The organism is Microbacterium sp. ZXT2-5 (genome assembly GCF_055329545.1).
The window spans coordinates 207,699-230,862 of the sequence record NZ_JBUZWD010000002.1 but is presented as its reverse complement, the minus strand read 5'-3'; the positions used below and the strand labels follow the sequence as shown (position 1 = coordinate 230,862).

Here is a 23,164-nt window from a genome sequence, read left to right as displayed (position 1 = left end):
GCGACTCAGTTCTCGGGCCCGAGCTCCTGGAAGAGGGTGAGCTGCAGTCCCGCCGGCCCGCGCAGGCGCGCGTTGCGGGATCGCCACGGCGTGACGCGGGCGGATGCCTCGATCACGGCGCCGCCCTCGTCGAGCCGGGCGACGGCGGCGTCGGTGTCGGCGACCTCCAGGGCCAGACGGATGCGGTCGCTCGGGGCGTCGCCGTCGGTCTCGACGCGGTCGATGAACTCGACCTGCGCAGGATTGGCGATCTCGAGAGTGGCGCGCCCCGCCGCGAGGATCGCCACGCGCGCACCTCCGTCGGCCTCGTACGCCTCGGCCTGCGGCATCCCCACGACGTCGCGATAGAACGCGAGGGTCTGCTCGAAGGCGGCGGCCTGCACGACCACCCGCAACTGCGCGACCTCGCCCACCGGATCCGTCGACGAGGTCGACCCTGCCGCGTCGCTCGCCCGGGCGAGGAACCGCGCCAGCGACGTGCGACCGGCGCCGTCGTGCGCCCAGGCCTCGATCGCGGCGATCACCGCGCCGCCCCATGCCGCGCCGGCGACCTCGGCACGCACCCGATCGGCGCCGCTGTGGGCGAGGCGGGCCGACACCGCGCGTGCGACGCGGGCTCGTCGGAGCGCGGCGTCGCGCTCGTACTCGACCTCGAGGCCCATCGCAGCGGCGTTGACGATGCCGAGCGCCAGGCTGTCGGGCGCGAAGCCGTCGGCGATGGCGAGCGTCGCTGCGCGCACGGCGGCCGCGGCATCCGTGCTCCCGTCCGTCGCGATGCGCCGCTCGAACTCCGCGAGCCTCTCGTCCAGGCCTGCCCACAGCACGTCGGACTTCGAGGAGAAGTAGTTGAAGAAGCTGGAGCGGCTGACGCCCGCCCGCCGGGAGATGTCGACGATCGAGGTCTGCTCGTATCCCTGCTCGAGGAACAGTTCGCAGGCCGCCTCGGCGATCGTCTCGCGCGACGACGCCTTCGGCCGGCCCGCCCGGTGCTCGCTGGACATGAAGCCACCCTACGGCGGGCTCCATCCCGCGCGCCGCGATATATTGTTGGACGCGATCCATGAATGACTGCAGACTCAGCGCGAAGGAGCACGATGCTCGACATCAGGACGGTCGGCCTCTCCCCCGACTACGTGCCGTACCTGGAGGGCTGGGCACTGCAGCGCAGCGTCCACGCCGACGTCGTGGCGCAGGTGCGTCCCGACACGCTGCTGCTCCTCGAGCACGAGCCGGTGTACACCGCCGGTGCCCGCACCGCACGCCATGAGCGCCCGGCCGACGGCACGCCGGTCGTCGACGTCGACCGCGGCGGCAAGATCACCTGGCACGGGCCCGGCCAGCTCGTCGGCTACCCGATCGTCCGGCTCGCCGAGCCGGTCGACGTGGTCGCGCATGTGCGGCGCCTCGAGCAGCTGCTGATCGACGTGCTCCGCGAGTTCGACGTCGAGGGCTACCGGGTCGAGGGGCGCAGCGGCGTGTGGGTGCGCCGCCCGCTCGGTGAGGACAAGGTCGCGGCCATCGGCGTCCGCGTGCAGCGCGGCGTGACGATGCACGGCTTCGCGCTCAACTGCGACAACACGCTGGCGGGCTTCCGCGGGATCATCCCGTGCGGGATCACGGATGCCGGGGTCACGACCCTCAGCGAGATCGCCGGCGCCGACATCGGCCCGGCCGACGTCATCGACACGGTGAGCCGCGTGTTCGCCGCGGATTTCGCGGGGGTGCCGGCATGAGCGCGTGCGGCGGCTCCCACGGGGCGACCGCGGCCGTCCCGGGTGCGGCATCCGCGCCGTCCGCCCCCGAGGGGCGCAAGCTGCTGCGCCTCGAGGTCCGCAATGCGCAGACGCCGATCGAGCGCAAGCCGGAGTGGATCAAGACCCGCGCGAAGATGGGCCCCGAGTACCAGGCGCTGCACTCCCTCGTGAAGACCGAGGAGCTGCACACCGTGTGCCAGGAGGCCGGCTGCCCCAACATCTACGAGTGCTGGGAGGACCGCGAGGCGACGTTCCTCATCGGCGGCTCGCAGTGCACGCGCCGGTGCGACTTCTGCCAGATCGACACCGGCAAGCCCGCCGACTACGACACCGACGAGCCGCGCCGCGTCGCCGAGAGCGTCGTGCGCATGAACCTGCGGTACGCCACCGTCACCGGCGTCGCGCGCGACGACCTGCCCGACGGCGGCGCGTGGCTCCACGCCGAGACCGTCCGGCAGATCCACGAGATGAACCCGAACACGGGAGTCGAGATCCTCGCGACGGACTTCAACGGCGATCCCGCGCTGCTCGCCGAGGTGTTCGACAGTCGCCCGGAGGTGTTCGCGCACAACGTCGAGACGGTCCCGCGCATCTTCAAGCGCATCCGCCCTGCGTTCCGGTACGAGCGCTCGCTCGACGTGCTGACGCGGGCCCGGGATGCGGGGCTCATCACCAAGTCCAACCTGATCCTCGGGATGGGCGAGGAGCCCGACGAGGTGGTTCAGGCCCTCGAGGATCTGCACGCCGCGGGCACCGACATCATCACGATCACGCAGTACCTCAGGCCGTCGCCCCGCCACCTGCCGGTCGCCCGATGGGTGAAGCCCCAGGAGTTCGTGGAGTTCAAGGAGCAGGCCGAGCGCATCGGCTTCCTCGGGGTGCTCGCCGGCCCCCTCGTGCGCTCCTCGTACCGGGCGGGGCGGCTGTGGGCGCAGTCGATGCTGTCGAAGGGCCGCCCGATCCCCGCGCACCTCGCGCACATCGCCGAGGACGTCCACGTCGAGCGGGGATTCGCCCAGGCGGTGTGACCCGCCTCTGGGCGGGGTCAGTCGGCGCTCGTCACCGACAGCACCGCGCCGTCGGAGCCGAGGTTGACCAGCAGCACGTCGTCGGTGGCATCCGGGTCCAGCGCGTACTCGAGGACGGCGAACGGGTCGGCTCCGCCGTGCTCGTCCGCGAGGATCGTCATGCTCATCAGCTGCAGCGAGCGGATGACGTCGATGTGGACATCGCCGGAGATGTCGACGAGGGTGTCCTCCAGCGACTCCCCCAGCGTCTCCTGCTGCTGCAGGATGTACTCGGTCACCTCGCTGGTGCGATCGCTGAGCTCGTTGACCATCGCGTTGCGGGCGCTGCGGTCGATGTCCTCGAGCGCGGAGATCAGCGCCGCCGCGACGTCGAGGGCCGCCTCGGAGACGTCGTCCTGATCGGGCGCGGTCAGATCGACGGTCACGGACTGGTCGCCGAGCTCGACGTTCTCGGACCAGAAGATCGATCCGTCCGGCCCGGATTCGAGGAGTCCGAAATAGTCGTGCTCGATCGCCATGTCCCCATGAAACCGCAACCCGCGCCCAGGCGATACCCCGAACCCGGCATGGCGCGGAATCGGCCGCCGCACCCGCGTCGCGCGGCCGGGCTCAGGGCCCCGGATCAGTCCACGAGCGAGGCCGCGAACACGTGCGGCGTGAAGCCGGTGAGGTCGCCGATGCCCTCGCCCTGGCCGAGGAGCTTGACCGGGATCCCGGTGCGCTCCTGGACGGCGAGGACGAATCCGCCCTTCGCGGAGCCGTCGAGCTTCGTGATCACCAGCCCGGTCACGCCGGCGTGCTCGAGGAACGCCTGCGCCTGCATGACGCCGTTCTGGCCGGTGGTCGCATCGAGCACGAGCAGGACCTCGCTGATCGGCGCCTGCTTCTCGACGACGCGGCGGATCTTGCCGAGCTCGTCCATCAGCCCGCCCTTGGTGTGAAGCCGACCCGCGGTGTCGACCAGCACGATCTCGGTGCCGGTCTGCTTCGCGTACGCGATGGTCTGGAAGGCGACGGATGCCGGATCCTGACCCTCCTGCTGCGGCCGGACGATCGCAGCCCCGCCGCGCTCGGCCCACGTCGCGAGCTGGTCGACGGCGGCAGCGCGGAAGGTGTCGGCGGCGCCGACGACCACCGAGCGGCCGTAGCGCTGCAGGAACTTCGCGAACTTGCCGATCGTCGTCGTCTTGCCCACGCCGTTGACCCCGACCACCAGCACGACGGCCGGGCGCTCCGTGAGCCGGAGCGTCGTGTCGAACTTCGCGAAGTGCTCCTCGAGCGTCTCCTTCAGCATCCGCTGCAGGTCCCGCGGGTCGGTCGTGCGGTAGCGCTCGACCTTCTCGCGCAGCTCATCCACGATCCGCTCGGTGATGTCGGGGCCGAAGTCCGCGGTCAGCAGCGCCGTCTCGAGGTCTTCCCACGTGCTGTCGTCGATGGTGGGCTTGACGAACATGCCGCGCAGCGCGCGACCGAGCGACCAGGAGCTCTCTGCCATACCCCCAGCCTAGGGTCAGGACGCGACGCGCTCGGCGATGCGCTGCCCCACCACGGCGGACACGCCGTCCTGCCGCATCGACACCCCGTAGAGGGCGTCGGCGATCTCCATCGTGCGCTTCTGATGCGTGATCACGATGAGCTGGCTGGACTCCCGCAGCTGCTCGAAGACGCCCAGGAGGCGACCCAGATTCGCGTCGTCGAGCGCCGCCTCAACCTCGTCGAGGATGTAGAACGGACTCGGGCGCGCCTTGAAGATCGCCGTCAGCAGCGCGACGGCGGCGAGCGACCTCTCGCCGCCCGACAGCAGCGAGAGGCGTTCGATCTTCTTGCCCACTGGCCTCACCGCGACCTCGATGCCGGTGGTGAGCGGCGAGTCGGGGTCGGTGAGGCTGATCGATCCCGTGCCACCGGGGAACAGGATGGGGAACACCTCGCCGAACGCGGTCCTCGTGTCTTCGAACGCGGCGAGGAAGATGGCCTGCATCCGCTCGTCGAGCTCCTCGATGATCGTCAGCAGGTCCTTGCGCGTCTGCGTCAGGTCGGCCAGCTGCTCGGTCATGAACTTGTGGCGCTGCTCGAGCGCCTCGAACTCCTCCAGCGCCAGCGGGTTCACCCGGCCCAGCTGGCTGAGCTTCCGCTCCGCGTCCTGCAGGCGTCGTCGCTGCTGCGCACGGTCGAACGGGGTGGATGCCGCACCGTCGTCGTCGCGCAGCGTCTCGGTCGCATCCGCCACGGGATCCAGCGGAACCGGCTGATCCGGGCCATATTCCGAAATCAGAATGTCCTCGTCGAGGCCGAGCTCGGACTGCACCCGCTCGAGGATGCCGGTGACGTGCAGCCTCTTCTCGTGGATCTGCAGCTCCAGGCTGTGCACGCTCTCGGTGAGCCCCGCGAGGCGCTCGCGCACCGACGCCTCCTGGCCGCGCAGCGTCGCGAGCTCCGTCGTGACGGCGGCGCGTTCGGCTTCGGCCGCGGAGAGCTCCGCGCGCGCCTGCGCGAGCGACCGGTCGACCGAGTCGATGACGGCCGGAAGCTGCCCCGCCACGCCTGCGGCGATCTCGCGCTGCGCGCGGCGGACGACCGCGCGGCGTGCGGCCTCGGCCGCCGCCTCGCGCTCCCGCTCGCGCTGACGCTCGAGCGCGATCACGCGCGCCTCGCCGGCCCGGATGCGCTCCCGCAGCGTCTCGACGTCGAGCCGCGCGCGCATCTCGCCGTCCCGCGCCTCTTCGAGCGCCGCGAGCATGCCCTCGCGCGCCGAGGCGTCGAGGATCGGGCGCGGGGCCTCCAGTGCCGCGGTGAGCTGCTCCTCCGCCGAGCGCGCGGCGCCCTCGGCCTCGTCTACGGCTGCTGCAGCCTGCGCGAGTCCGGCGGCCAGGCGCTCGCATTCGGCGACGGCGGCTTCATGACGCACCGTGGCCCGGTTGACCTGCTCGGCGTGGGCGGCGAGGGCCGCATCGTGCTCGCGCAGCGTCGCCAGCGCCGTCTTGGTGCGCTGCCGCGCCGACTCCAGCTCGCGCGTCGCGTCCGCCAGCGCCTCCCGCAGCGAGTCGGCGACGACGGCGATCTCGTCGCGGCGGTCGGCTGCGGCATCCCGCTCAGCAGCAAGCTCCAGGCGCGATCGAGACGCGCCCGCGCCCGCGCGCAGCGAGTGCTCGGTGTACACCTCGCCACGACGGGTGACGAGCGTGATCGGCCCGCCGAGCTCTGCGGCGGCCAGCGCCGGACCGGCCGCACGCGCGGTCGGAAGGTCGTCGGCGACCACGACGTACGCGAGCAGCCCGAGCACGCCGTCGGGCGCCGTGACCACCTCGCGCGCCGGCACCACGCCGTCCTGCGGCGGGAACGCCGGACGCGTCGTCCCGGCCGAGGCGATCACGATGTCGACCATCCCGGCCTCGGAGTCGCGCGCGTCGTCCGCGACGGCGAACGCGCTGTCGCGGTCGTCGACGAGCACGCCCTCCGCGACGGGACCCAAGACGGCCGCGATGGCCGCCTCGAACCCCGGCTTGACCTGCACCGCGTCTCCGACGAGCCCACGGACGCCTTCGCGCCCCTGGGCGATCAGCGCGGACGCGCCGTTCTTGACGTCGAGGGCGCGGCTGAGCGCCATGGTCTGAGCCGTCAGGGCGTCTCGCTCGCGTTCGGCGGCGTGCAGACGGTCGCGGAGGGCCGCGACCGCCGCCTCCGCGTCGGCCGCCTCCCGCTGCGCGCGCTCGTAGGCGGCGGCCTGGTCGGCGGACGAGGATTCCGGCACGAGATCGGGGTCGACGCCGTCGAGGATCTCCTCGGCCTCCGCGCGGCGTGTCAGTGCCGCATCCAGCGCCCGCTGCTGACGCTCGACGGCGCCGCGGACGGCCGCGAGAGCGGATGCCGCGGCCTCGGCGGTGCCGCGGAGCGCCGTGATGCGCATGTCGTGCTCCGACACGAGGGCGCTCTGCTCCGCGATGTCGACGTCGAGCGCGTCCAGCTCGGCGCGGGCGCGCACGACCTCGCGTGCCGCCTCGGCGGCGGCATCCTGGGCCGCTCCCAGCCCGTCGGACACGTCGTCGATCTCGGCGCGCGCCTCGTCGATCATCGCCTGCGACACGGTCGTCAGCTCGATGCGCTCCTCGTCCTCGGCGTCACCCAGCAGGGCGAGCCGCTGGCCGGCCAGGGCGTACAGGCTCCGCAGCCGCTCCTGGACGCGCTCGAGGCCGTGCGCGACGTGGCGGGCGCGGTCGACGCTCTCCGAGCGCTGATCGTTCTCGAGCTGCTCGATGCGCACCCGGGCGTTGTCGAGGCGCTCCTGCAGCACCATGCGCTCCCCATGACGCTCCTGCTCGCTCCGGGCGTGCGAGGCCAGCTCGTCGCGCAGGCCCGCGATCTCGTCGGCGAACAGCCGCGCCTTGGCGTCCCGCACGACCGCAGCGATCGTCGCGGCCTCGCGGGCGATCTCCGCCTGGCGGCCCAGCGGCTTGAGCTGGCGCCGCAGCTCACCGGCCAGGTCGCTCAGTCTCGTGAGGTTGGCCTCCATCGCGTCGAGCTTGCGCAGGGTCTTCTCCTTGCGCCGGCGGTGCTTGAGGATGCCCGCCGCCTCCTCGATGAATCCGCGGCGGTCCTCGGGCGTGGCCTGCAGGACGCTGTCGAGCCGGCCCTGGCCGACGATCACGTGCATCTCGCGGCCGAGCCCGGAGTCGCTCAGCAGCTCCTGAACGTCCAGGAGCCGGCAGGACTCGCCGTTGATCGCGTACTCGCTCGTGCCGTTGCGGAACAGCGTGCGGCTGATCGTCACCTCGGAGTAGTCGATCGGCAGCGCCCCGTCGCTGTTGTCGATCGTGAGCTGCACCTCGGCGCGGCCCAGCGGCCCACGGGTCGCGGTGCCGGCGAAGATGACGTCCTCCATCTTGCCGCCGCGGAGGGTCTTCGCCCCCTGCTCGCCCATGACCCAGGCGAGGGCGTCGACGACGTTCGACTTGCCGGATCCGTTCGGTCCCACGATGCAGGTGACGCCCGGCTCGAGGGCGAAGGTCGTCGGCTGGGCGAACGACTTGAACCCTTTGAGCGTCACGCTCTTCAGGTGCATGGACCGCCCCCCACCCCGCCTCGATTACCCGCCTACGCTACCCGAGCCGGCCGCGTGAGCCCGGCAGGCGAGCGGAGCGCCGGGCGGATGCGCGACACGCCATGGGATCACCGAATCTGCGAAAACGCTTGACGCGGGTCTCCCGCACCCTGTAACGTCACTCACCGCGTCTGAAGTCGAGAAAGGAGGTCACCGATGATGCACATGAACACCACAGGAATCACCGCCGGATTCGGCGGTGCGATTCGTCTGCGCGCGTCGGGGACCCTCTCCTTCGGCGCGGTGCTGAGCGGCCGCTTCCCCGCCGCCATCTGATCCCCGCAGGGGACGAGTCTGCCCGCTTCCGGGCGACACCCGTCTGCTGCGCCGCATCCGCCCTGCGGTGGTGAGCGCGCTCCCCCTGCATCGTCCCGTCGTGCTGCGGCACGGCATCTCCGCCTCCGGCGCCCGCCGGAGGCATCCCTTCCAGATCGGAAAGAGAACCATCATGAACACCCTTATCGCGCCGCAGCGCCCCTCGGGCCGGCCCGATACGCTGCGGCTCCCGAGCCGCGACACCCGCATCTCGCTCCTGGACCGTCTCGCCCTGCACGCGGGCGTGCGTCTCCTGCTGTGGAGCACCCGCACACCGCGGCTCACCGACGATCGCCGCCGCCACGCCGAGGCGTACCGGCGGCAGGAGGACGCGGCGCTCCGAGAGCGCCTCTACTTCCGCGAGGCCTCCCTCGCGCCACGGCCGTGACGGCCACCGGGTCCGCCGCCCGCACCCGGGCGGCGGACCCCACTCCACAGACGACCGCACCCACCACGCAAGGACGCAACGAAATGGCCACCATCACCGGGCTGGAGCTCCGGCCGCTGCTCGTACCCGAGTCCGTCGACTCCCCCGACGCCGCCGACTTCGTCGAGATGGTCCGGGTCCGCAACGAGATCTACCGCGAGATCTCGGGCCACGACGACCACCGCATCTCCGCGGAGGAGCTCCTCCCCCACTACCGGCCCACGCCGTACGAGACCCGCCTGGCATGGATCGTCGTCGATGACGGCGCCGTGATCGGCCGCATCGGCATCGACCTTCCCCACGAGGACGGCTCGCATTCGGCGTTCTGGCTCATCGAGCTGCTCCACGCGACGTGGGGCCGCGGGATCGGCTCCGCCGCCTACGAGCTCGTCGAGCGCACGGCGCGGGAGCACGGACGCACCGTGCTGCAGTCGTGGGCCGAGCACCCTGCCGCACCGGGGCCGCAGCTCGCGCCGCCCACCGGGTTCGGCGCGATCCCCGAGGATCACATCGCGCGATTCTTCGTCCGCCACGGCTACGCGCTGGAGCAGGTGGAGCGCAACAGCGCGTTCGATCTCACCGGCTCGTTCGACGAGGTCGAGCGGCTGCTCGGCGAAGCGCAGGCCGCGTCACAGGACTATCGGGTGGTGCAGTGGTTCGCCCCGACGCCGCCGGAGTTCGCCGACGGCTACGCGTGGATGAAGTCGCGGATGTCCACCGACGCGCCCGCGGCGGCGCTCGAGTTCGACGAGGAGAAGTGGGATGCCGCCCGCATCGCCGAGCACGACGCCAAGTACACCGGGTCGGGGCGCACCATCCAGGTCACGGCAGCGCAGCACATCGCCACCGGCGAGCTGTGCGCCTTCAACGAGCTCGTCATCGGAAAGGACCGCACCGAGGCGTCTCACCAGGAGGACACCCTCGTCCTCAAGGAGCACCGCGGTCACCGGCTCGGCACGCTCGTCAAGTGCGCGGGGCTCCTGTCGTGGCGCGACGTCGCCCCGGAGTCCCGCCGCGTCATCACCTACAACGCAGAGGAGAACAGGCCCATGCTGGACATCAACGAGGCGATCGGCTTCGCGCCGATCGCGTACGTCGGAGCGTGGAAGAAGGTGCTCGATGACTGACCTGGCCGATACCGCCGTGCTGACCGTGCAGCCGATCCCCGTGCCGGAGTCGACGGAGTCCGCAGACGCACGGGTGTTCCTGGAGATGGTGCGCATCGCCAACGCGGTGTGCCTGAACGACGCCGGTCACGACTACCTGCGCGAGGAGCCCGGGGAGATGCTCGGGTTCTGGCAGGACCAGTCGGACTGGACGCAGCTGGGCTACGCCGCGCTGCGCGATGGCGACGTCATCGGCGCCGTGAAGCTGATGATCTCGAACGAGCCCGACGTGAGTGCGCTCGAGTTCGATCTCATGGTGGCCCCGCCGCACCGCGGAGCCGGTGCCGAGGAGCTGCTGCTGGCCGAGGTCGAGCGCGAGGCGCGCGAGCGCGGTCTGGCGACGATCCAGACGTGGACCCTCCACCGCCCCGGCGCAGTCGGGCCGCGGCTCGAGCCGTCGACCGGCTGGGGGTCGATCCCCGCCGACGACCCGCAGACCCGGTTCGCCGTCGACAGCGGCTTCACGCTGGAGCAGGTGGAGCGCAACAGCGTGTTCGACCTGACCGGCGACTTCACGCTCGTCGAGCGGATGCTCGGCGACGCGCTGGCCGCCGCCGGTGACGACTACCGCTCGATCCAGTGGACGTCGCCGACGCCCGCCGAGTACGTCGACGGCTTCGCCTACGCCCTCTCGCGCATGTCGACCGACGTGCCCGCGGGCGGTCTGGTGATGGACGAGCAGCACTGGGACGCCGCCCGTGTCGAGCGTCGCGACGCCCGGCTGAAGGCGCAGGGACTCACCGTCTCGGTCGCCGCCGTGCTGCATGTGCCGAGCGGGCGGATCGCCGCGTACAACGAGCTCGCCATCGGCGACGACCGCAGCGGTGCCACGCAGCAGTACGGCACGCTCGTCGTCAAAGAGCATCGCGGACACCGCCTCGGCACGATCGTGAAGTGCGCGAACCTGCTGCGCTGGCGCGAGCTCGTGCCGGAGTCACCGCGGGTCTCGACGTTCAACGCCGAGGAGAACCGCCACATGCTCGACATCAACGAGACCATCGGCTTCGTGCCGGCCTCGTATGCCGGCGCGTGGAAGAAGGTGCTCCCGCTGTGATCAGCCGGCCGCGCGACGAGGGGCCTTCTGGCAGTGCGCGCAGAAGTGGCTCGACCGGTTGGTGAACGAGACCCGGACGATCGGACGGCCGCATCGGGGGCACGGCTCCCCGGTGCGGCCGTACGCGTTGAGCGAGTGGGCGAAGTATCCGGCTTGACCGTTCACGTTGACGTACTGCGCATCGAAGCTGGTGCCGCCCTCGGCCAGCGCCTTGTCCAGCACGTGCCGCACCTCGCCGAGCAGGCGGTTCACCGCCCGCGTCGACAGGTCCCGAGCAGGGGTCTCGGGGTGGATGCGGGCCGCCCACAGGGACTCGTCCGCGTAGATGTTGCCCACGCCGCTCACGACCGTCTGATCGAGCAGCACGCGCTTGATGGCGGAGTCCTTGCGCGCGAGGACGCGGCGGAACCCGGCGTCCGAGAATGCGGGATCCAGCGGGTCGCGCGCGATGTGGGCGACCTGCGAAGGGACGGATGCCTCGGACCAGCCGTCTCCGCCCGGCGCACCGTCCGGCGTGGCGACGAGCTCGTCGATCGCCAGCGAACCGAAGGTCCGCTGGTCGGCGAACACCACCGCGAGCTCTCCGTGCGCCGGGTGCACGAGATCGAGGCGGACGCGCTCGTGACGCTCGATCGCACTGCCCGGCGGACGGAGCAGCATCTGCCCGCTCATGCCCAGATGCCCCACGACCGCCTCCGTCGCCGCGCGGCCGTCGGCCGCCGTGAGGGGCAGCCACAGGAACTTGCCGCGTCGGGCGGCGGCGGCCAGGACCCTTCCGGTCAGGCGCGCCTCGAAGTCGGCGCCGTCGCCCGGATGCCGCGTCAGGGCGCGCTCGTCGAGCACGGTGACCCCGAGAACCAGGGCGCCCGTGACGGCGGGTGCGAGGCCGGCGCGGACGACCTCGACCTCGGGCAGCTCAGGCACGGCCGCTGAGATCGCGCCACGCGCTGAGCGCCGCGGCCATCTCAGCGTGTTTCTTGCTGGTGCCGAGGCCCTCCGCCGTCAGGTCGCCGATGACGACGGTGGCGGTGAACCGGCGGTCGTGGTCGGGGCCGGTGGAGGTGACCGCGTATGCGGGGGGCTGCATCCCGCCGCGGGCGGCGAGCTCTTGGAGCGCCGTCTTCGGGTCCATGGCGGCGCCGTACCGCTCCGGATCGGCGAGCAACGGCTCGACCAGTCGCAGCACGAGGCCGGTGGCCGCATCCGAGCCGGCGGACAGGTAGGCGGCGCCGAAGATCGCCTCCATCGTGTCGGCGAGGATCGAATCCTTGTCGCGGCCGCCGGTGAGCACCTCGCCGCGTCCGAGGAGCAGATGCTCCCCCAAGCCGATCCCGCGCGCGATCTCGGCCAGCGCCACCGTCGACACGACGCTCGCGCGACGCTTGGCCAGCGCGCCTTCTTCGAGCTCGGGATGCCCCGTGAACAGTCGCACGGTCACGGCGAGCCCGAGCACGGAGTCGCCGAGGAACTCCAGCCGCTCGTTGTGCGGCACCTGTCCGTTCTCGTAGGCCCACGAACGGTGCGTCAGCGCCAGCGACAGAAGCTCGGGGTCGATGTCGACTCCGAGCTTCTGCGTGAGATCTGCGAGCGCGAGGCGCTCGGCAGTGACGTCGGTCACGTCAGTGCGCGACGATCAGACGTCGGCGACCTTGCGGCCCTTGTACTCGAGGAACAGCTCCGTGCCCTGCGAGTCGGTGACGACCTTCGCCTGGTGGGGACGGCTGTAGACGACCTTGCCGTTCTCGACCGTCTTGACGAGGGCGGGCGCCTCGGCCTTCCACTGCGCGCGACGCGAGCGCGTGTTCGATCGGGAGACCTTCCGCTTCGGGGGGTTGCCTGCCATGGCTTGCTCTCTTCTGTGTTCTCGATGTCGATCAGCCGCGGGCGCGCGGTGATTCGTCGTCGTTGGTCATGGTGAAGTCCTGGAGCGCGGCCCATCGTGGATCGACAGGCTCGCTCTGCTGCGATCCGGCGCTTTCGGCCAGCCGCTCGCCCGTGACCGGATCGAGGCCGGGGCAATCCGGCTGACACACCGGCTGAAACGGAAGCGACAGGACGACCGCTTCCCTGACCAGAGTTTCAAGATCCACGTGGTCGTCTTGAACCTCGAAGTCAGCTTCTTCCTCCCCAGGATACGCGAAAAGCTCCTGAAACTCGACTTCGAGGGCCTCGGCGATGTCGGTGAGGCACCGGCTGCACACTCCGGTGTACTCGGTGTCGATGTCTCCGGAGGCGAGGATGCCCTCGTGGACGGACTCGAGCCGCACATCGATGGCGACCTGCTCGCCCTGGGCGACGGACACCAGCCCCTCGCCCCATCTGTCGGGCGCGGGCACCTCGAAGGAGTGCTCGCGCATCTCGCCGGGGCGGTGGGTGATGTCGCGGACAGGGAGGACGAAGGGACCCGTCACATGCTTCTTGGCCACGTCTCCAGCCTAGCCGCGGTGCGCGCGCGTGGCCGTGTGACCGTGTCAGATGTCGCGCGCGCCGGTGTCGAGGAACCTGGCGACAGCGCCGGGCACGAAGGGCGAGACGTCGCCGCCGAGCGAGGCGACCTGGCGCACCAGTGAGCTGGACACGAGCGCGTGTGCGGGGTCGGGGAGCAGGAACACCGTCTCGATCTGCGCGAGGTGCCTGTTCACGATCGCCATCGGGGTCTCGTACGCCACGTCGACCTGCGATCGGATGCCCTTGACCAGGACGCCGGCACCGACATCCGTCGCATAGTCGACCAGAAGCCCCATGCTCCAGGAGGCCACCACGACGTCGCCGTCGATGTCGCTCTCGGCGATGGACTGCTCCAGGAGCGCCTGGCGCTGCGCGATGGGGAGCATCGCCTCCTTGCCGGGGTTGTGCACCACGAGCACGTGCAGCTGGTCGTACAGCATGGCCGCGCGCCGGATGACGTCGAGATGACCGAGGGTCGGCGGATCGAACGATCCCGGGACGACGGCGATCCGGCTGCTCATGCCGACCAGCCTACTGGGAGGCCGACCAGCCCCCGGACGCGCTAGTTCTTCGCCAGAGCCGCGCGCTCGGCCATGCCGACGTTGCGCTCGAGAGCGGCCGCGAGTCCCGCGTGTTCGAGCAGCGCCGGGTCTTCGGCGATCACGTGCTCGGCCGCGACGCGCGCCTCGGCGATGATGTCGGCGTCCTTGACCACGCGCAGCAGGCGCAGCGACGACCGCGCGCCGGACTGCGCATCGCCGAGGACGTCCCCCTCTCCGCGCAGCTCCAGGTCGACCTCCGCCAGGGCGAAGCCGTCCAGCGTCGACGCGACCGCATCGACGCGCTCCCGCGCCGGCGTGCCGAGCGGCGTCTCGGTCACCAGCAGGCACAGACCAGGAACTCCCCCACGGCCGACACGTCCGCGCAACTGGTGGAGCTGCGAGACGCCGAACCTGTCGGCCTCGAGGATCGCCATCGTCGAGGCGTTCGGCACGTCGACGCCGACCTCGACCACGGTGGTCGCCACGAGCACGTCGACGTCGCCGCGTGCGAACGCCTGCATGACGGCGTCCTTCTCGTCGGACGGCATCCGGCCGTGGAGGATCTCGACCCGGATGCTCTCGAACGACGGATGCCGCGACAGCAGGTCGCCCACCTGGACGACGCCCCATCGCGTGCGGCTCGCCTCGCCGGCGGTGTCGCCGGGGGGCTCGTCCGCGGTGTCGTCCTTGGTCAGGGCCTCCGCGTCGATCGCCGCGCAGACGACGAAGGCCTGGTGGCCCTTCCGCACCTCTTCGGCGATGCGCTCGAAGACGCGGGCGAACCAGCCGGGATGCTCGGCGAGCGGGGCCGTGAAGGTCTCGATGCGCGCTCGGCCCACGGGCATGGTGCGGATCGTGGAGACGTCCAGGTCGCCGAAGACCGTCATGGCGACGGTGCGGGGAATCGGCGTGGCGGTCAGGACCAGCGCGTGCGGGGACGAGCCCTTGGCGCGGAGCGACTCGCGCTGCTCGACGCCGAAGCGGTGCTGCTCGTCGACCACGACCAGGCCGAGGTCGGCGAACGTCGTGCTCTCGCTGAGCAGGGCATGCGTGCCGACGACGATGCGGGCCTGCCCGGACGCCGCGCGCAGCGCCGCCTTGCGGCGCTCCGCCGCGGCAAGCTGGCCGGTCAGCAGCGTGGGCATGAGCTCGGGGGCCAGCTGCGGGCCGAGCATGCGCGCGATCGACCGCACGTGCTGCGCCGCCAGCACCTCGGTCGGGGCGATCAGCGCGGACTGGCCGCCGCTCTGCGCGACCTGCAGCATCGCGCGCAGCGCGACGAGCGTCTTGCCCGAGCCGACCTCGCCCTGCACCAGGCGATTCATCGGCCAGTCGCCCTGGAGGTCGCGCGCGATGTCGTCGCCGACGCTCACCTGATCGGGGGTGCGCGGGAACGGCAGCGCGGCGTCGAAGCGCTCGAGCAGCTCGCCGGGCGGGCGCTTGGTCGCCGACAGCGCCCGCACGAACTGCCGCTGCTGCAGCAGGGCGACCTGCAGCACGAACGCCTCCTGCATGCGAAGCGTCGCGCGCGCGGGTTCGATCTCGCCGAACGACGTCGGGCGGTGGATGCGCTCGATGGCGGTGCGCGCGTCGAGCAGGCCGTGGCGGGCCCGCAGGGCGTCGGGCAGGGGCTCGGGCACATCGCCGAGGCCGTCCAGCACGAGGTCGACGATCTTCTGCAGCTGCCAGCTGGCCACCGTGCTCGTGGCCGGATAGATCGGGATCGGGAGATTCGCGTTCGCCTCGGCGGTGAGGCGGGCCTGCGCCTCGTCTTCGAACAGCTCGTAGTCGGGATGCGCGAGCTGCTTGGCACCCCGGTACTCGCCGACCTTGCCGGCGAAGATGCCGCGGCGCCCCGGCCGCAGGTCCTTCACCCGCCAGGCCTGGTTGAAGAACGTCAGGGACAGGTCGCCGTTGCCGTCGCTGATGAGCACCTCGAGCAGGGTGCCGTTGCGGTTCTTCATGCGACGCTCGTTGACCCGCTTGACCTCGGCGACGATGGTCACGGGCTCGCCGACGGGCAGCGACGAGATCTGCGTCAGCTCGCCGCGGCGTGCGTAGCGGCGCGGATAGTGAACGAGCAGGTCGCCGACGGTCGACATGCCGAACGCGCGCTCGAGCGCCGCCGCGGTCTTGCCGCCGATGGCCCCGCCCAGGCGCGAGTCGAGCGCGAAGGAGGTCACCTCACGAGTCTAGATTCGGCGGCGGCCCGGTGTCGGCTCGGCCACAGCCGGAAAACGTAAGGTTGCGGGATGCTCCGACGACTCCTCTCCCGCGTCTACTGGGCCTGCAGTCGGTGGACGCTCTCGACCGAGCCGGCACCGGGCCGCCCCACCGTCCTGCTGGGTGTTCCGCACACGTCCAACTGGGACTTCGTCCTCATGCTCGGCATCGCCTGGCGGCTGGGGATGCCGGTCCGCTGGCTCGGCAAGGCGAGCCTCTTCCGCGGGTGGAGGGGACCGCTGATGCGCCGCCTCGGCGGCATCCCCGTCGACCGATCGGACCCGTCGCGGGTCGTCGCCGATGTCGTGGCGCAGATGCAGGCGGGCGAGCCCTTCGGCCTCGTCGTCACTCCCGAGGGCACCCGTGGCCCGGGCTCCTACTGGAAGTCCGGCTTCTACCGGATCGCCCGGGAGGCCCGGCTCCCGGTCACCCTCGGATACGTCGACCGCACCACGATGACGACGGGTCTCGGCCCGACCATCGCGCTCACCGGCGACGTGCGGGCCGACATGGACGTCATCCGCGCGTTCTACGCCGACAAGGCCGGGCTGCGCCCCGAGCTGCGCACCGAGCCGCGCCTCCGGGAGGAGGATTCCACCGGAGATATCGTGAGGGGATGACGCGCATCATCGCCGGCCGTGCAGGCTCGCTCGTGATCGATGTACCCGACGCGGGCACCCGGCCGACGAGCGATCGCGTGCGCGAATCCCTCTTCGGCGCCCTGGAATCGGCCGACGCGCTCCGGGGTGCCGCCGTGCTCGACCTCTACGCCGGCTCCGGCGCGCTGGGACTCGAGGCGGTGAGCCGGGGCGCGGCATCCGCCGACCTGGTCGAGAAGTCCGCGCGCGCGGCGTCGGTCGCGCAGCGCAACGCCGGTCGCGTCGCGAAGGCGGTGGGGACCGATGCCGCGATCCGCGTGCACCGCAGCTCCGCCGACGCGTTCCTGAGATCCTCCCCGCGGGCGTTCGACCTGGTGTTCCTGGACCCGCCGTACGACGTCGGAGAGACAGAGCTGGCGTCGACGCTCTCGCTGCTGCTGCCCCGCGTGTCGCCGGGCGCGGAGATCGTCATCGAGCGCGCCGCGCGCTCACCCGAGCCGACGTTGCCCCCAGGGCTCATCGCGACCCGCTCGAAGCGGTACGGCGACACCGCCCTGTGGTGGGCGACCACGCCCGGCTGAGTCAGCCGGTGCGCTCGTCCCAGTCGCGGTAGGGATCCCAGCCCGATCGTCCCTCGTACGCGAGACCGTCCACGAGAACCCCCGCCTCACCCCTCGGCTGCACCGTGCCGACGCGCCGGAACCCATGCGGCAGGTGCCGTTCGCCGGGGAACGTCGCCAGCAGCGCGTGGTCCTCGCCGCCCGAGAGCGCGTCGGCGGCGTCGGGCCCGAGCAGCGTCGACTCGAGCGCGATCGTGACACCGGATGCCGTGGCCATGCGCGAGGCGTCGAGGACGAGTCCGTCCGACACGTCCATCATCGCCGTCGCGCCCGCATCGGCGGCTTCGGGGCCGAACGGGATCGGCGGCGACGGGCGCAGCTGCGCGGCGAGGTCGGCGCGCTCGGCGGGGCTGAGCACGCTCTCGTCGACCGGGACCGGCGCCCCCGCCGCATCCGTGAACCGCTGGAACAGGACGCGGAGGCCGCGTGCTGCGCGGCCGGGATCACCGGCCACCGCCACCACGTCGCCCGGACGGGCGCCCGAGCGGCGCACCGGCTCACGTCCGGCCAGGGCGCCGAGCGCAGTGACGGCGATGGTGAGCGTGTCCGAGACGGTCAGATCGCCGCCTTCGACGCGACACCCGGGGGCCAGCTCCCGGCACGCCGCGCGCAGGCCATCGGCCAGATCGGTCACGAACGACAGACGCGTGCCCTCCGGCATCGCGAGCGCCACGAGGAGAGCCGTGGGCGTGGCGCCCATGGCCGCGATGTCGGCGAGGTTGACGGCGGCGGCCTTGAAGCCGAGGTCGTATCCGCTCGACCACGCCAGCCGGAAGTCCGGACCGTGCACCAGCGTGTCGACCGATGCGACGACGCGGCCGTCGGCGGCGGCGAGCACCGCGGCGTCGTCGCCCGGACCGACGATCGCGTCGGACGCCCCGAGGCGCTCGAGGATCCGGGCGAGGATCTGCCCCTCGCTCAGCTCGCCCACCGTCGGATCACTGCGCTCGTCGCCCACACGACCACGCTACCGTCGCGACCGCCGATCGCCGGGTACCCGCCGGCGGGGCAGAGTCGTCCCGCCGGTTAGCCTGGAGGGGTGCGTCTGCTCTCCCCCGTCCTCGCCGCTGGATTCGCCGCGGCGGCCGTGATCGGCCTGACCGGCTGCTCGACGACGGTCGATCTGCAGCCCGCGGAGCAGGCGAACGATGCCGCATGCGCCGAGGTGAGCGTGCGCCTGCCCGGCACGGTCGACGGCCAGCCCCGGCGGTGGACCGACGCCCAGGCGACCGGCGCGTGGGGTGAGCCGTCGGCGGTGCTGCTGCGGTGCGGCGTCGAGGAGCCCGGGCCGACGGAGGCGCGGTGCATCACGCTCGGCGGCGTCGACTGGATCGTCGACGAGTCGCAGGCGCCTCGCTACCTGGTCACCACCTACGGCCGGACCCCGGCGGTCGAGGTGTTCATCGACAACGAGTCGGTGTCCCCGAACGAGGCGCTGACACAGCTCGCCGAGACGGCGGTGCTGGGCGGCACGACCGTTCAGCGCGAGTGCACCCTCACCGAGGAGCTGATTCCGGACGCCACGTCCGGCGGGTGAGCCGGCCGCCGGCTACGCCCCGGCGCGCTCGAGCGCGGTGTCGATGAGTTCGGCGATGAGCTCCGGATACGACATGCCCGATGCGATCCAGCACTTCGGGAACATCGAGATCGGTGTGAAGCCCGGCATCGTGTTGAGCTCGTTGACGTACAGGCCGTCCTCCGCCAGGAAGAAGTCGACGCGCGCGAGGCCCTTGCCGTCGACCGCTTCGAAGGCACGGACGCCGAGCTCCTGGATCCGCGCGATCTCATCGGCGGAGAGGTCCGCGGGACACACCACGTCTGCGCCGTCTCCGCCGAGGTACTTGCCCTCGAAGTCGTAGAACTCGCGGGTGGTGAGCACGATCTCTCCGGGAAGCGAGGCGCGCGCAGCCGCGCCGTCACGGCCCTCCAGGATCGCGACCTCGACCTCGCGCCCGACGATGGCGGCCTCGATGAGCACCTTGTCGTCCTCGGCGAACGCCAGGGCCAGCGCCGCGTCCAGCTCGGACGCGTCATGCACCTTCGAGACGCCGACGCTCGATCCCGCGCGCGCGGGCTTGACGAACGTGGGCTCGCCCAGAGCCGCGGCATCCGACCGCACTCCCTCCGGGTCGCGCTCCCACCGCGCGCGGCTGATCGTCACCGACGGCGAGACCGGCACCCCCGCCGCCGCGAGCACGATCTTCATGAAGTGCTTGTCCATGCACAGCGCGGAGTCCAAGACGCCGCCGCCGGCGTACGGGATGCCGAGGGTGTCGAAGAAGCCCTGCACCGTGCCGTCCTCGCCATGGAGGCCGTGGAGGATCGGGAGGACCACGTCGACGTCGCCGAGCTCGTCCACCGCTCCGTCCGCGCGGCGCACGCGCAGCACGCGGTCGCCGCCGCCTTCCGGCCACACCACGCGCGTGCCGTTGTCGGCGACCTCGGGAAGACGGTCGGCGTCCAGGGCGAACTTGTCGGGGTCGTCGTCCTCGAGGACGAACACCCCGTCACGGGTGATCCCGATCGGGATCACCCGGTAGCGGTCACGATCGATCGCCCGCAGCACCCCGCCCGCCGTTGCGGAACTGATCGAGTGCTCGCTGGATCGACCGCCAAAGAGCACCGCCACCGCCGGCTTGTCCATTCGTCGTCCTCTCGCCCTGGGGGGTGTCGTCGTCGGTCGTCAGGTGCGGCGCGATGTCGCGGGGGTTCATGGTGCCGTCCAGCACCATCTTGACCTGCTCGACGATGGGCATCTGCACACCCACCTCGCGCGCCAGCTGAAGGATGGGGGCGACGGATGCCAGCCCCTCCGCGGTCTGATTCATCTGCTTGACGACGTCGTCGAAGCGGTAGCCCTGTCCGAGCAGGCGCCCGGCGGTGTTGTTGCGGCTGAGCGGAGACTGGCACGTCGCGATGAGGTCGCCGAGGCCCGCGAGGCCCTGCAGCGTCTCCGCCTGGGCGCCGAAGGCGACCGCGAAGTCGGTCATCTCGACCAGCCCGCGCGTGATGATGGACGCCTTGGTGTTCTCGCCGTACCCCACGCCGTCGACGATGCCGATCGCCACGGCGATGAGGTTCTTCAGCACGCCGCCGAACTCGGTCCCGATGACGTCGGTGTTCACGAACGTCCGGAAGTACCGGTTGCGCGCGAGACGCGCCACCGCCTCGGCCGTCTCCTGGCTCGTCGAGGAGATGACGGCCGCCGTGGGCTGCTCGCGGGCGATCTCGAGCGCGAGGTTGGGCCCGGAGGCCACCGCGATGCGCGCGGGGTCGCAGTGCAGCTCCTGCTCGATCACCTGGCTCATCCGCAGGCCCGTGCGACGCTCGACGCCCTTCATGAGCGACACGATGGGCGCGTCGGACTGCGTGATCAGCGGTCGCACGGCCTTGAGGTTCTGGCGCACCGCCTGGCTGGGGATCGAGAGGTAGACCTGGTCGGCGCCCTCGAGCGCCTCCGACAGGTGGTGCGTGGCCTGCATCGACCGGGGCAGGTTGATCCCCGGGAGGTACTCGCTGTTGCGCTTGGCCTCCTGGATCTCGCTCGCCAGCTCCGGACGGCGGGCCCACATGGTGACGTGCGCGCCGCCGTCGGCCAGGATCTTGCCGAACGTCGTGCCCCAGCTTCCCGCGCCCACCACGGCGACGCGCGGGCGGGCGGCGTCGTGCCTACGACTCAAGGCGACCGGTCTCCTTCTGCCCGTGATCGGCCGGATTCCATCGCTCGGCCGGTGCGGGCTCGCCGCGCAGCTGCGAGAGCAGCCCCGCGATGTCGGCCATGACGACGTCGGTCGCCTCGACGAGCGCGCTCTGCGACGACGCTCGCCCGGCGTACGCCGACAGGTCGACGGGATCGCCCACGATCACGCGCACGCGCCGGCGGAGCGGCCAGAGCTTCAGCTTGCCGTACCGGGGCATCACCTGCTGGGCTCCCCATTGCGCCATCGGGATGACGGGGATGCCCCCGCCCAGTGCCAGGCGCACCGCACCCGTCTTCCCCCGCATGGGCCACAGATCGGGGTCGCGGGTGAGCGAGCCCTCGGGGTAGACGATGACGCCCCGCCCGTTGCGGGCCAGCGTCTCGGAGGCTGCGAGCGTCGCCCGTGCGGCGGTGGCGGACGTGGTGCGGGCGACGGGGATCATCCCGGTCGCACGCAGGATCCACCCCAGCACCGGCACGCGGAAGAGGCTCTCCTTCGCCATGAACCGCGGCGCGCGTCCCATCCGCCATACCGCGAGGGCGACGACGAGCGGGTCGATCTCACTCACGTGGTTCGGCGCGACCACGTACGCGCCGTCTCGCGGCAGCTTCTCGGAGCCCTCGACCTCGACCTTGAACACCAGGCTCACGAGCGGCACGACGATGGCGGCCAGGGGCCAGAAGATGCTGGGTCGCGTCTTCTCCGCGGACGCGCGCGGACGATGGGTCGCCACGGACTATCCGATGACGTCGAAGTCGGCGCCCAGCATGTCGAGCTTGGCGAAGAACTTCTCGTAGCCGCGGCGGATGATGCCGACGTTGCGGACGATCGACTCGCCCTCGGCCGCGAGGGCGGCGATGACGTAGCTGTAGCCGCCCCGCAGGTCGGGAACGACGACGTCGGCGCCGTGCAGCGGAGTCGGACCGTTGATGACGGCCGCCTGCTCGAGGGCGCGACGCGGGACGCGTCGGCCTTGCGAGTCCAGACCGCTCGCGTGCACGACGATGTCGGCGCCCATCTGGTTCAGCGCGTCGGTGAAGCCGAGCCGGTTCTCGTAGACGGTCTCGTGCACGATCGAGGTGCCCTCGGCCTGCGTCAGAGCCACGATGAGCGGCTGCTGCCAGTCGGTCATGAAGCCCGGGTGGACGTCCGTCTCGACCATGACGGCCTTGAGCGCACCGCCGCGGCGGAACTGGATGCCGTCCTCGCGCACGTCGAACCAGCCGCCGGCCTTGCGGAAGACGTTGAGGAACGTCAGCATCTCCTGCTGCCGCGCACCGCCGACGAAGATGTCGCCGTCCGTCGCCAGCGCCGCGCAGGCCCACGAGGCTGCCTCGTTGCGGTCGAAGATCGCGCGGTGGTCGTAGCCGCGCAGCGAGTCGACGCCCTCGATGAAGATGACGCGGTTCGGCTCGTACGAGATGATGGCGCCCATCTTCTGCAGCACGGCGATGAGATCCATGATCTCGGGCTCGATGGCGGCGTTCCGCAGCTCGGTGACGCCCTTCGCGCGGACGGCCGTGAGCAGCACCTGCTCGGTCGCCCCGACGCTGGGATACGGCAGCTCGATGTTCGCGCCGTGGAGCCCGTCGGGTGCCGTGATCCGGATGCCCTCGTAGCTCTTGTCGACGACGGCGCCGAACGCGCGCAGCGCGTCCATGTGGAAGTTGATCGGCCGGTCGCCGATGCGGCACCCGCCGAGGTCGGGGATGAGGGCCTCGCCGAGCAGGTGCAGCAGCGGGCCGCAGAACAGGATCGGGATGCGGGATGCCCCGGCGTGCGCGTCGATCTCCTCGAAGTGGGCAGCGACCGCACCGCTGGGGTCGAGGTGGATCGTCCCCTCCTCCTCGCCGTCCCACACGCGGACGCCGTGGACCTCCAGGAGCGATCGGACCACCTGGACGTCGCTGATGTCGGGCACGTCGCGCAGGATGCTCGTGGTGTCGCCCAGGAGGGCGGCGACCATCGCCTTGGTGACGAGGTTCTTGGCGCCCTTGACCTCGACGCGGCCCGTGAGCGGGCGTCCGCCCCGGATCGCGAGGACCTCACCCGTCACTTCCTGCTCCCCCGTCTTCGCGGCTGCGCTCTCGCCTGCGGCGACATTCAGAAGCGGCTTCATCCGATGATCCTCACTTGGTTGCTCGAGGGTGTCTGCGGCGGTCGGGCGCCCTGGTGGGGCATCCGACCCG

At 71.5% G+C, this 23,164-nt stretch carries 23 protein-coding genes; 8 read left to right on the top strand and 15 right to left on the bottom strand.

Features of this window, described 5'->3' with window-relative positions:
• Positions 1 to 5: 5 nt before the first annotated feature.
• Complete coding sequence (locus tag ACZBH1_RS14565) at positions 6 to 1,001, bottom strand: TetR family transcriptional regulator (protein ID WP_463646794.1); 996 nt, start codon at positions 999 to 1,001, stop codon at positions 6 to 8.
• A gap of 93 nt (positions 1,002 to 1,094) precedes the next feature.
• On the opposite strand from ACZBH1_RS14565, the gene lipB reads away from it, so the two are divergent.
• Positions 1,095 to 1,733, top strand: coding sequence for a lipoyl(octanoyl) transferase LipB (lipB, locus tag ACZBH1_RS14560; protein ID WP_378881264.1), 639 nt, complete (start codon positions 1,095 to 1,097; stop codon positions 1,731 to 1,733).
• Positions 1,730 to 2,782 (top strand): lipoyl synthase, encoded by a 1,053-nt coding sequence (lipA, locus tag ACZBH1_RS14555; protein WP_452324492.1) that lies wholly within the window; start codon positions 1,730 to 1,732, stop codon positions 2,780 to 2,782. Before lipB ends, lipA begins: the two co-directional genes overlap by 4 nt.
• Before the next feature lie 17 nt (positions 2,783 to 2,799).
• Here the strand turns inward: lipA and ACZBH1_RS14550 are convergent, their stop codons facing one another.
• The 3 genes from ACZBH1_RS14550 to smc form a co-directional block, all read right to left on the bottom strand.
• Positions 2,800 to 3,300, bottom strand: coding sequence for a DUF2004 domain-containing protein (locus tag ACZBH1_RS14550; protein WP_336396924.1), 501 nt, complete (start codon positions 3,298 to 3,300; stop codon positions 2,800 to 2,802).
• 104 nt (positions 3,301 to 3,404) lie between these two features.
• Positions 3,405 to 4,277: a signal recognition particle-docking protein FtsY gene (gene ftsY / locus ACZBH1_RS14545; RefSeq protein WP_336396923.1), complete on the bottom strand. Its 873-nt coding sequence runs from the start codon at positions 4,275 to 4,277 to the stop codon at positions 3,405 to 3,407.
• 15 nt (positions 4,278 to 4,292) lie between these two features.
• Positions 4,293 to 7,841, bottom strand: a complete 3,549-nt coding sequence (gene smc, locus ACZBH1_RS14540) for a chromosome segregation protein SMC (RefSeq protein WP_463646793.1) — start codon at positions 7,839 to 7,841, stop codon at positions 4,293 to 4,295.
• 487 nt (positions 7,842 to 8,328) lie between these two features.
• Here smc and ACZBH1_RS14535 point away from each other — a divergent pair, with 487 nt between their 5' ends.
• From ACZBH1_RS14535 to ACZBH1_RS14525, 3 genes are all read left to right on the top strand, one after another.
• On the top strand, positions 8,329 to 8,583 hold the full coding sequence (locus tag ACZBH1_RS14535) for a hypothetical protein (protein ID WP_463646792.1): 255 nt from the start codon (positions 8,329 to 8,331) through the stop codon (positions 8,581 to 8,583).
• Between the two features lie 83 nt (positions 8,584 to 8,666).
• The gene (locus ACZBH1_RS14530) at positions 8,667 to 9,749 is read left to right on the top strand and encodes a GNAT family N-acetyltransferase (RefSeq protein WP_463646790.1); all 1,083 of its coding nucleotides are present in this window, start codon (positions 8,667 to 8,669) and stop codon (positions 9,747 to 9,749) included.
• Positions 9,742 to 10,842 carry a GNAT family N-acetyltransferase gene (locus tag ACZBH1_RS14525; protein ID WP_452324496.1) on the top strand — a complete coding sequence of 367 codons (1,101 nt, stop codon included), beginning with the start codon at positions 9,742 to 9,744 and terminating at the stop codon, positions 10,840 to 10,842. Before ACZBH1_RS14530 ends, ACZBH1_RS14525 begins: the two co-directional genes overlap by 8 nt.
• On the opposite strand, the gene mutM is transcribed toward ACZBH1_RS14525, so the two are convergent.
• The 6 genes from mutM to ACZBH1_RS14495 are packed head-to-tail and all read right to left on the bottom strand — an operon-like array spanning position 10,843 to position 16,015.
• Positions 10,843 to 11,766 (bottom strand): bifunctional DNA-formamidopyrimidine glycosylase/DNA-(apurinic or apyrimidinic site) lyase, encoded by a 924-nt coding sequence (gene mutM, locus ACZBH1_RS14520; RefSeq protein WP_336396918.1) that lies wholly within the window; start codon positions 11,764 to 11,766, stop codon positions 10,843 to 10,845.
• The gene (gene rnc, locus ACZBH1_RS14515; RefSeq protein ID WP_336396917.1) at positions 11,759 to 12,460 is read right to left on the bottom strand and encodes a ribonuclease III; all 702 of its coding nucleotides are present in this window, start codon (positions 12,458 to 12,460) and stop codon (positions 11,759 to 11,761) included. The genes mutM and rnc overlap by 8 nt, the downstream gene beginning before the upstream one ends.
• A gap of 15 nt (positions 12,461 to 12,475) precedes the next feature.
• Positions 12,476 to 12,685: a 50S ribosomal protein L32 gene (rpmF, locus tag ACZBH1_RS14510; RefSeq protein WP_050721097.1), complete on the bottom strand. Its 210-nt coding sequence runs from the start codon at positions 12,683 to 12,685 to the stop codon at positions 12,476 to 12,478.
• A gap of 31 nt (positions 12,686 to 12,716) precedes the next feature.
• The gene (locus ACZBH1_RS14505) at positions 12,717 to 13,253 is read right to left on the bottom strand and encodes a YceD family protein (RefSeq protein ID WP_452324536.1); all 537 of its coding nucleotides are present in this window, start codon (positions 13,251 to 13,253) and stop codon (positions 12,717 to 12,719) included.
• A gap of 60 nt (positions 13,254 to 13,313) precedes the next feature.
• A complete protein-coding gene (gene coaD, locus ACZBH1_RS14500; RefSeq protein WP_336396916.1) occupies positions 13,314 to 13,811 on the bottom strand; it encodes a pantetheine-phosphate adenylyltransferase in 498 nt (165 codons plus the stop codon).
• A 41-nt stretch (positions 13,812 to 13,852) separates the two neighbouring features.
• Positions 13,853 to 16,015: an ATP-dependent DNA helicase RecG gene (locus ACZBH1_RS14495; RefSeq protein ID WP_463646789.1), complete on the bottom strand. Its 2,163-nt coding sequence runs from the start codon at positions 16,013 to 16,015 to the stop codon at positions 13,853 to 13,855.
• Between the two features lie 69 nt (positions 16,016 to 16,084).
• On the opposite strand from ACZBH1_RS14495, the gene ACZBH1_RS14490 reads away from it, so the two are divergent.
• On the top strand, positions 16,085 to 16,675 hold the full coding sequence (locus ACZBH1_RS14490) for a 1-acyl-sn-glycerol-3-phosphate acyltransferase (RefSeq protein ID WP_378882989.1): 591 nt from the start codon (positions 16,085 to 16,087) through the stop codon (positions 16,673 to 16,675).
• Entirely contained in the window at positions 16,672 to 17,235 is a 564-nt protein-coding gene (gene rsmD, locus ACZBH1_RS14485; RefSeq protein WP_336396913.1) for a 16S rRNA (guanine(966)-N(2))-methyltransferase RsmD, read from the top strand. The genes ACZBH1_RS14490 and rsmD overlap by 4 nt, the downstream gene beginning before the upstream one ends.
• Before the next feature lies 1 nt (position 17,236).
• On the opposite strand, the gene thiL is transcribed toward rsmD, so the two are convergent.
• On the bottom strand, positions 17,237 to 18,232 hold the full coding sequence (gene thiL, locus ACZBH1_RS14480) for a thiamine-phosphate kinase (RefSeq protein WP_378882993.1): 996 nt from the start codon (positions 18,230 to 18,232) through the stop codon (positions 17,237 to 17,239).
• A gap of 81 nt (positions 18,233 to 18,313) precedes the next feature.
• Between thiL and ACZBH1_RS14475 the strand changes: the two genes are divergently transcribed.
• Positions 18,314 to 18,811, top strand: a complete 498-nt coding sequence (locus ACZBH1_RS14475; protein ID WP_336396911.1) for a DUF3515 family protein — start codon at positions 18,314 to 18,316, stop codon at positions 18,809 to 18,811.
• 12 nt (positions 18,812 to 18,823) lie between these two features.
• Here the strand turns inward: ACZBH1_RS14475 and ACZBH1_RS14470 are convergent, their stop codons facing one another.
• The 4 genes from ACZBH1_RS14470 to murA are packed head-to-tail and all read right to left on the bottom strand — an operon-like array spanning position 18,824 to position 23,094.
• Positions 18,824 to 19,918 (bottom strand): D-alanine--D-alanine ligase family protein, encoded by a 1,095-nt coding sequence (locus ACZBH1_RS14470; protein WP_336396910.1) that lies wholly within the window; start codon positions 19,916 to 19,918, stop codon positions 18,824 to 18,826.
• Positions 19,818 to 20,954, bottom strand: coding sequence for an NAD(P)H-dependent glycerol-3-phosphate dehydrogenase (locus tag ACZBH1_RS14465; protein WP_336396909.1), 1,137 nt, complete (start codon positions 20,952 to 20,954; stop codon positions 19,818 to 19,820). The genes ACZBH1_RS14470 and ACZBH1_RS14465 overlap by 101 nt, the downstream gene beginning before the upstream one ends.
• On the bottom strand, positions 20,944 to 21,708 hold the full coding sequence (locus ACZBH1_RS14460; RefSeq protein WP_336396908.1) for a lysophospholipid acyltransferase family protein: 765 nt from the start codon (positions 21,706 to 21,708) through the stop codon (positions 20,944 to 20,946). Before ACZBH1_RS14460 ends, ACZBH1_RS14465 begins: the two co-directional genes overlap by 11 nt.
• A gap of 3 nt (positions 21,709 to 21,711) precedes the next feature.
• Complete coding sequence (gene murA, locus ACZBH1_RS14455) at positions 21,712 to 23,094, bottom strand: UDP-N-acetylglucosamine 1-carboxyvinyltransferase (RefSeq protein WP_336396907.1); 1,383 nt, start codon at positions 23,092 to 23,094, stop codon at positions 21,712 to 21,714.
• Positions 23,095 to 23,164 lie beyond the last annotated feature (70 nt).

Excerpts from the sequence above, each read along its gene's own strand:
- ACZBH1_RS14565 (WP_463646794.1), bottom strand. The coding sequence starts at position 1,001 with ATGTCCAGCGAGCACCGGGCGGGCCGGCCGAAGGCGTCGTCGCGCGAG.
- ftsY (WP_336396923.1), bottom strand. The coding sequence starts at position 4,277 with ATGGCAGAGAGCTCCTGGTCGCTCGGTCGCGCGCTGCGCGGCATGTTC.
- smc (WP_463646793.1), bottom strand. The coding sequence starts at position 7,841 with ATGCACCTGAAGAGCGTGACGCTCAAAGGGTTCAAGTCGTTCGCCCAG.
- murA (WP_336396907.1), bottom strand. The coding sequence starts at position 23,094 with ATGAAGCCGCTTCTGAATGTCGCCGCAGGCGAGAGCGCAGCCGCGAAG.
- ACZBH1_RS14530 (WP_463646790.1), top strand. The coding sequence starts at position 8,667 with ATGGCCACCATCACCGGGCTGGAGCTCCGGCCGCTGCTCGTACCCGAG.
- rpmF (WP_050721097.1), bottom strand. The coding sequence starts at position 12,685 with ATGGCAGGCAACCCCCCGAAGCGGAAGGTCTCCCGATCGAACACGCGC.
- lipA (WP_452324492.1), top strand. The coding sequence starts at position 1,730 with ATGAGCGCGTGCGGCGGCTCCCACGGGGCGACCGCGGCCGTCCCGGGT.
- coaD (WP_336396916.1), bottom strand. The coding sequence starts at position 13,811 with ATGAGCAGCCGGATCGCCGTCGTCCCGGGATCGTTCGATCCGCCGACC.
- lipB (WP_378881264.1), top strand. The coding sequence starts at position 1,095 with ATGCTCGACATCAGGACGGTCGGCCTCTCCCCCGACTACGTGCCGTAC.
- rsmD (WP_336396913.1), top strand. The coding sequence starts at position 16,672 with ATGACGCGCATCATCGCCGGCCGTGCAGGCTCGCTCGTGATCGATGTA.
- ACZBH1_RS14550 (WP_336396924.1), bottom strand. The coding sequence starts at position 3,300 with ATGGCGATCGAGCACGACTATTTCGGACTCCTCGAATCCGGGCCGGAC.
- ACZBH1_RS14525 (WP_452324496.1), top strand. The coding sequence starts at position 9,742 with ATGACTGACCTGGCCGATACCGCCGTGCTGACCGTGCAGCCGATCCCC.
- ACZBH1_RS14490 (WP_378882989.1), top strand. The coding sequence starts at position 16,085 with ATGCTCCGACGACTCCTCTCCCGCGTCTACTGGGCCTGCAGTCGGTGG.
- ACZBH1_RS14535 (WP_463646792.1), top strand. The coding sequence starts at position 8,329 with ATGAACACCCTTATCGCGCCGCAGCGCCCCTCGGGCCGGCCCGATACG.
- ACZBH1_RS14470 (WP_336396910.1), bottom strand. The coding sequence starts at position 19,918 with ATGGACAAGCCGGCGGTGGCGGTGCTCTTTGGCGGTCGATCCAGCGAG.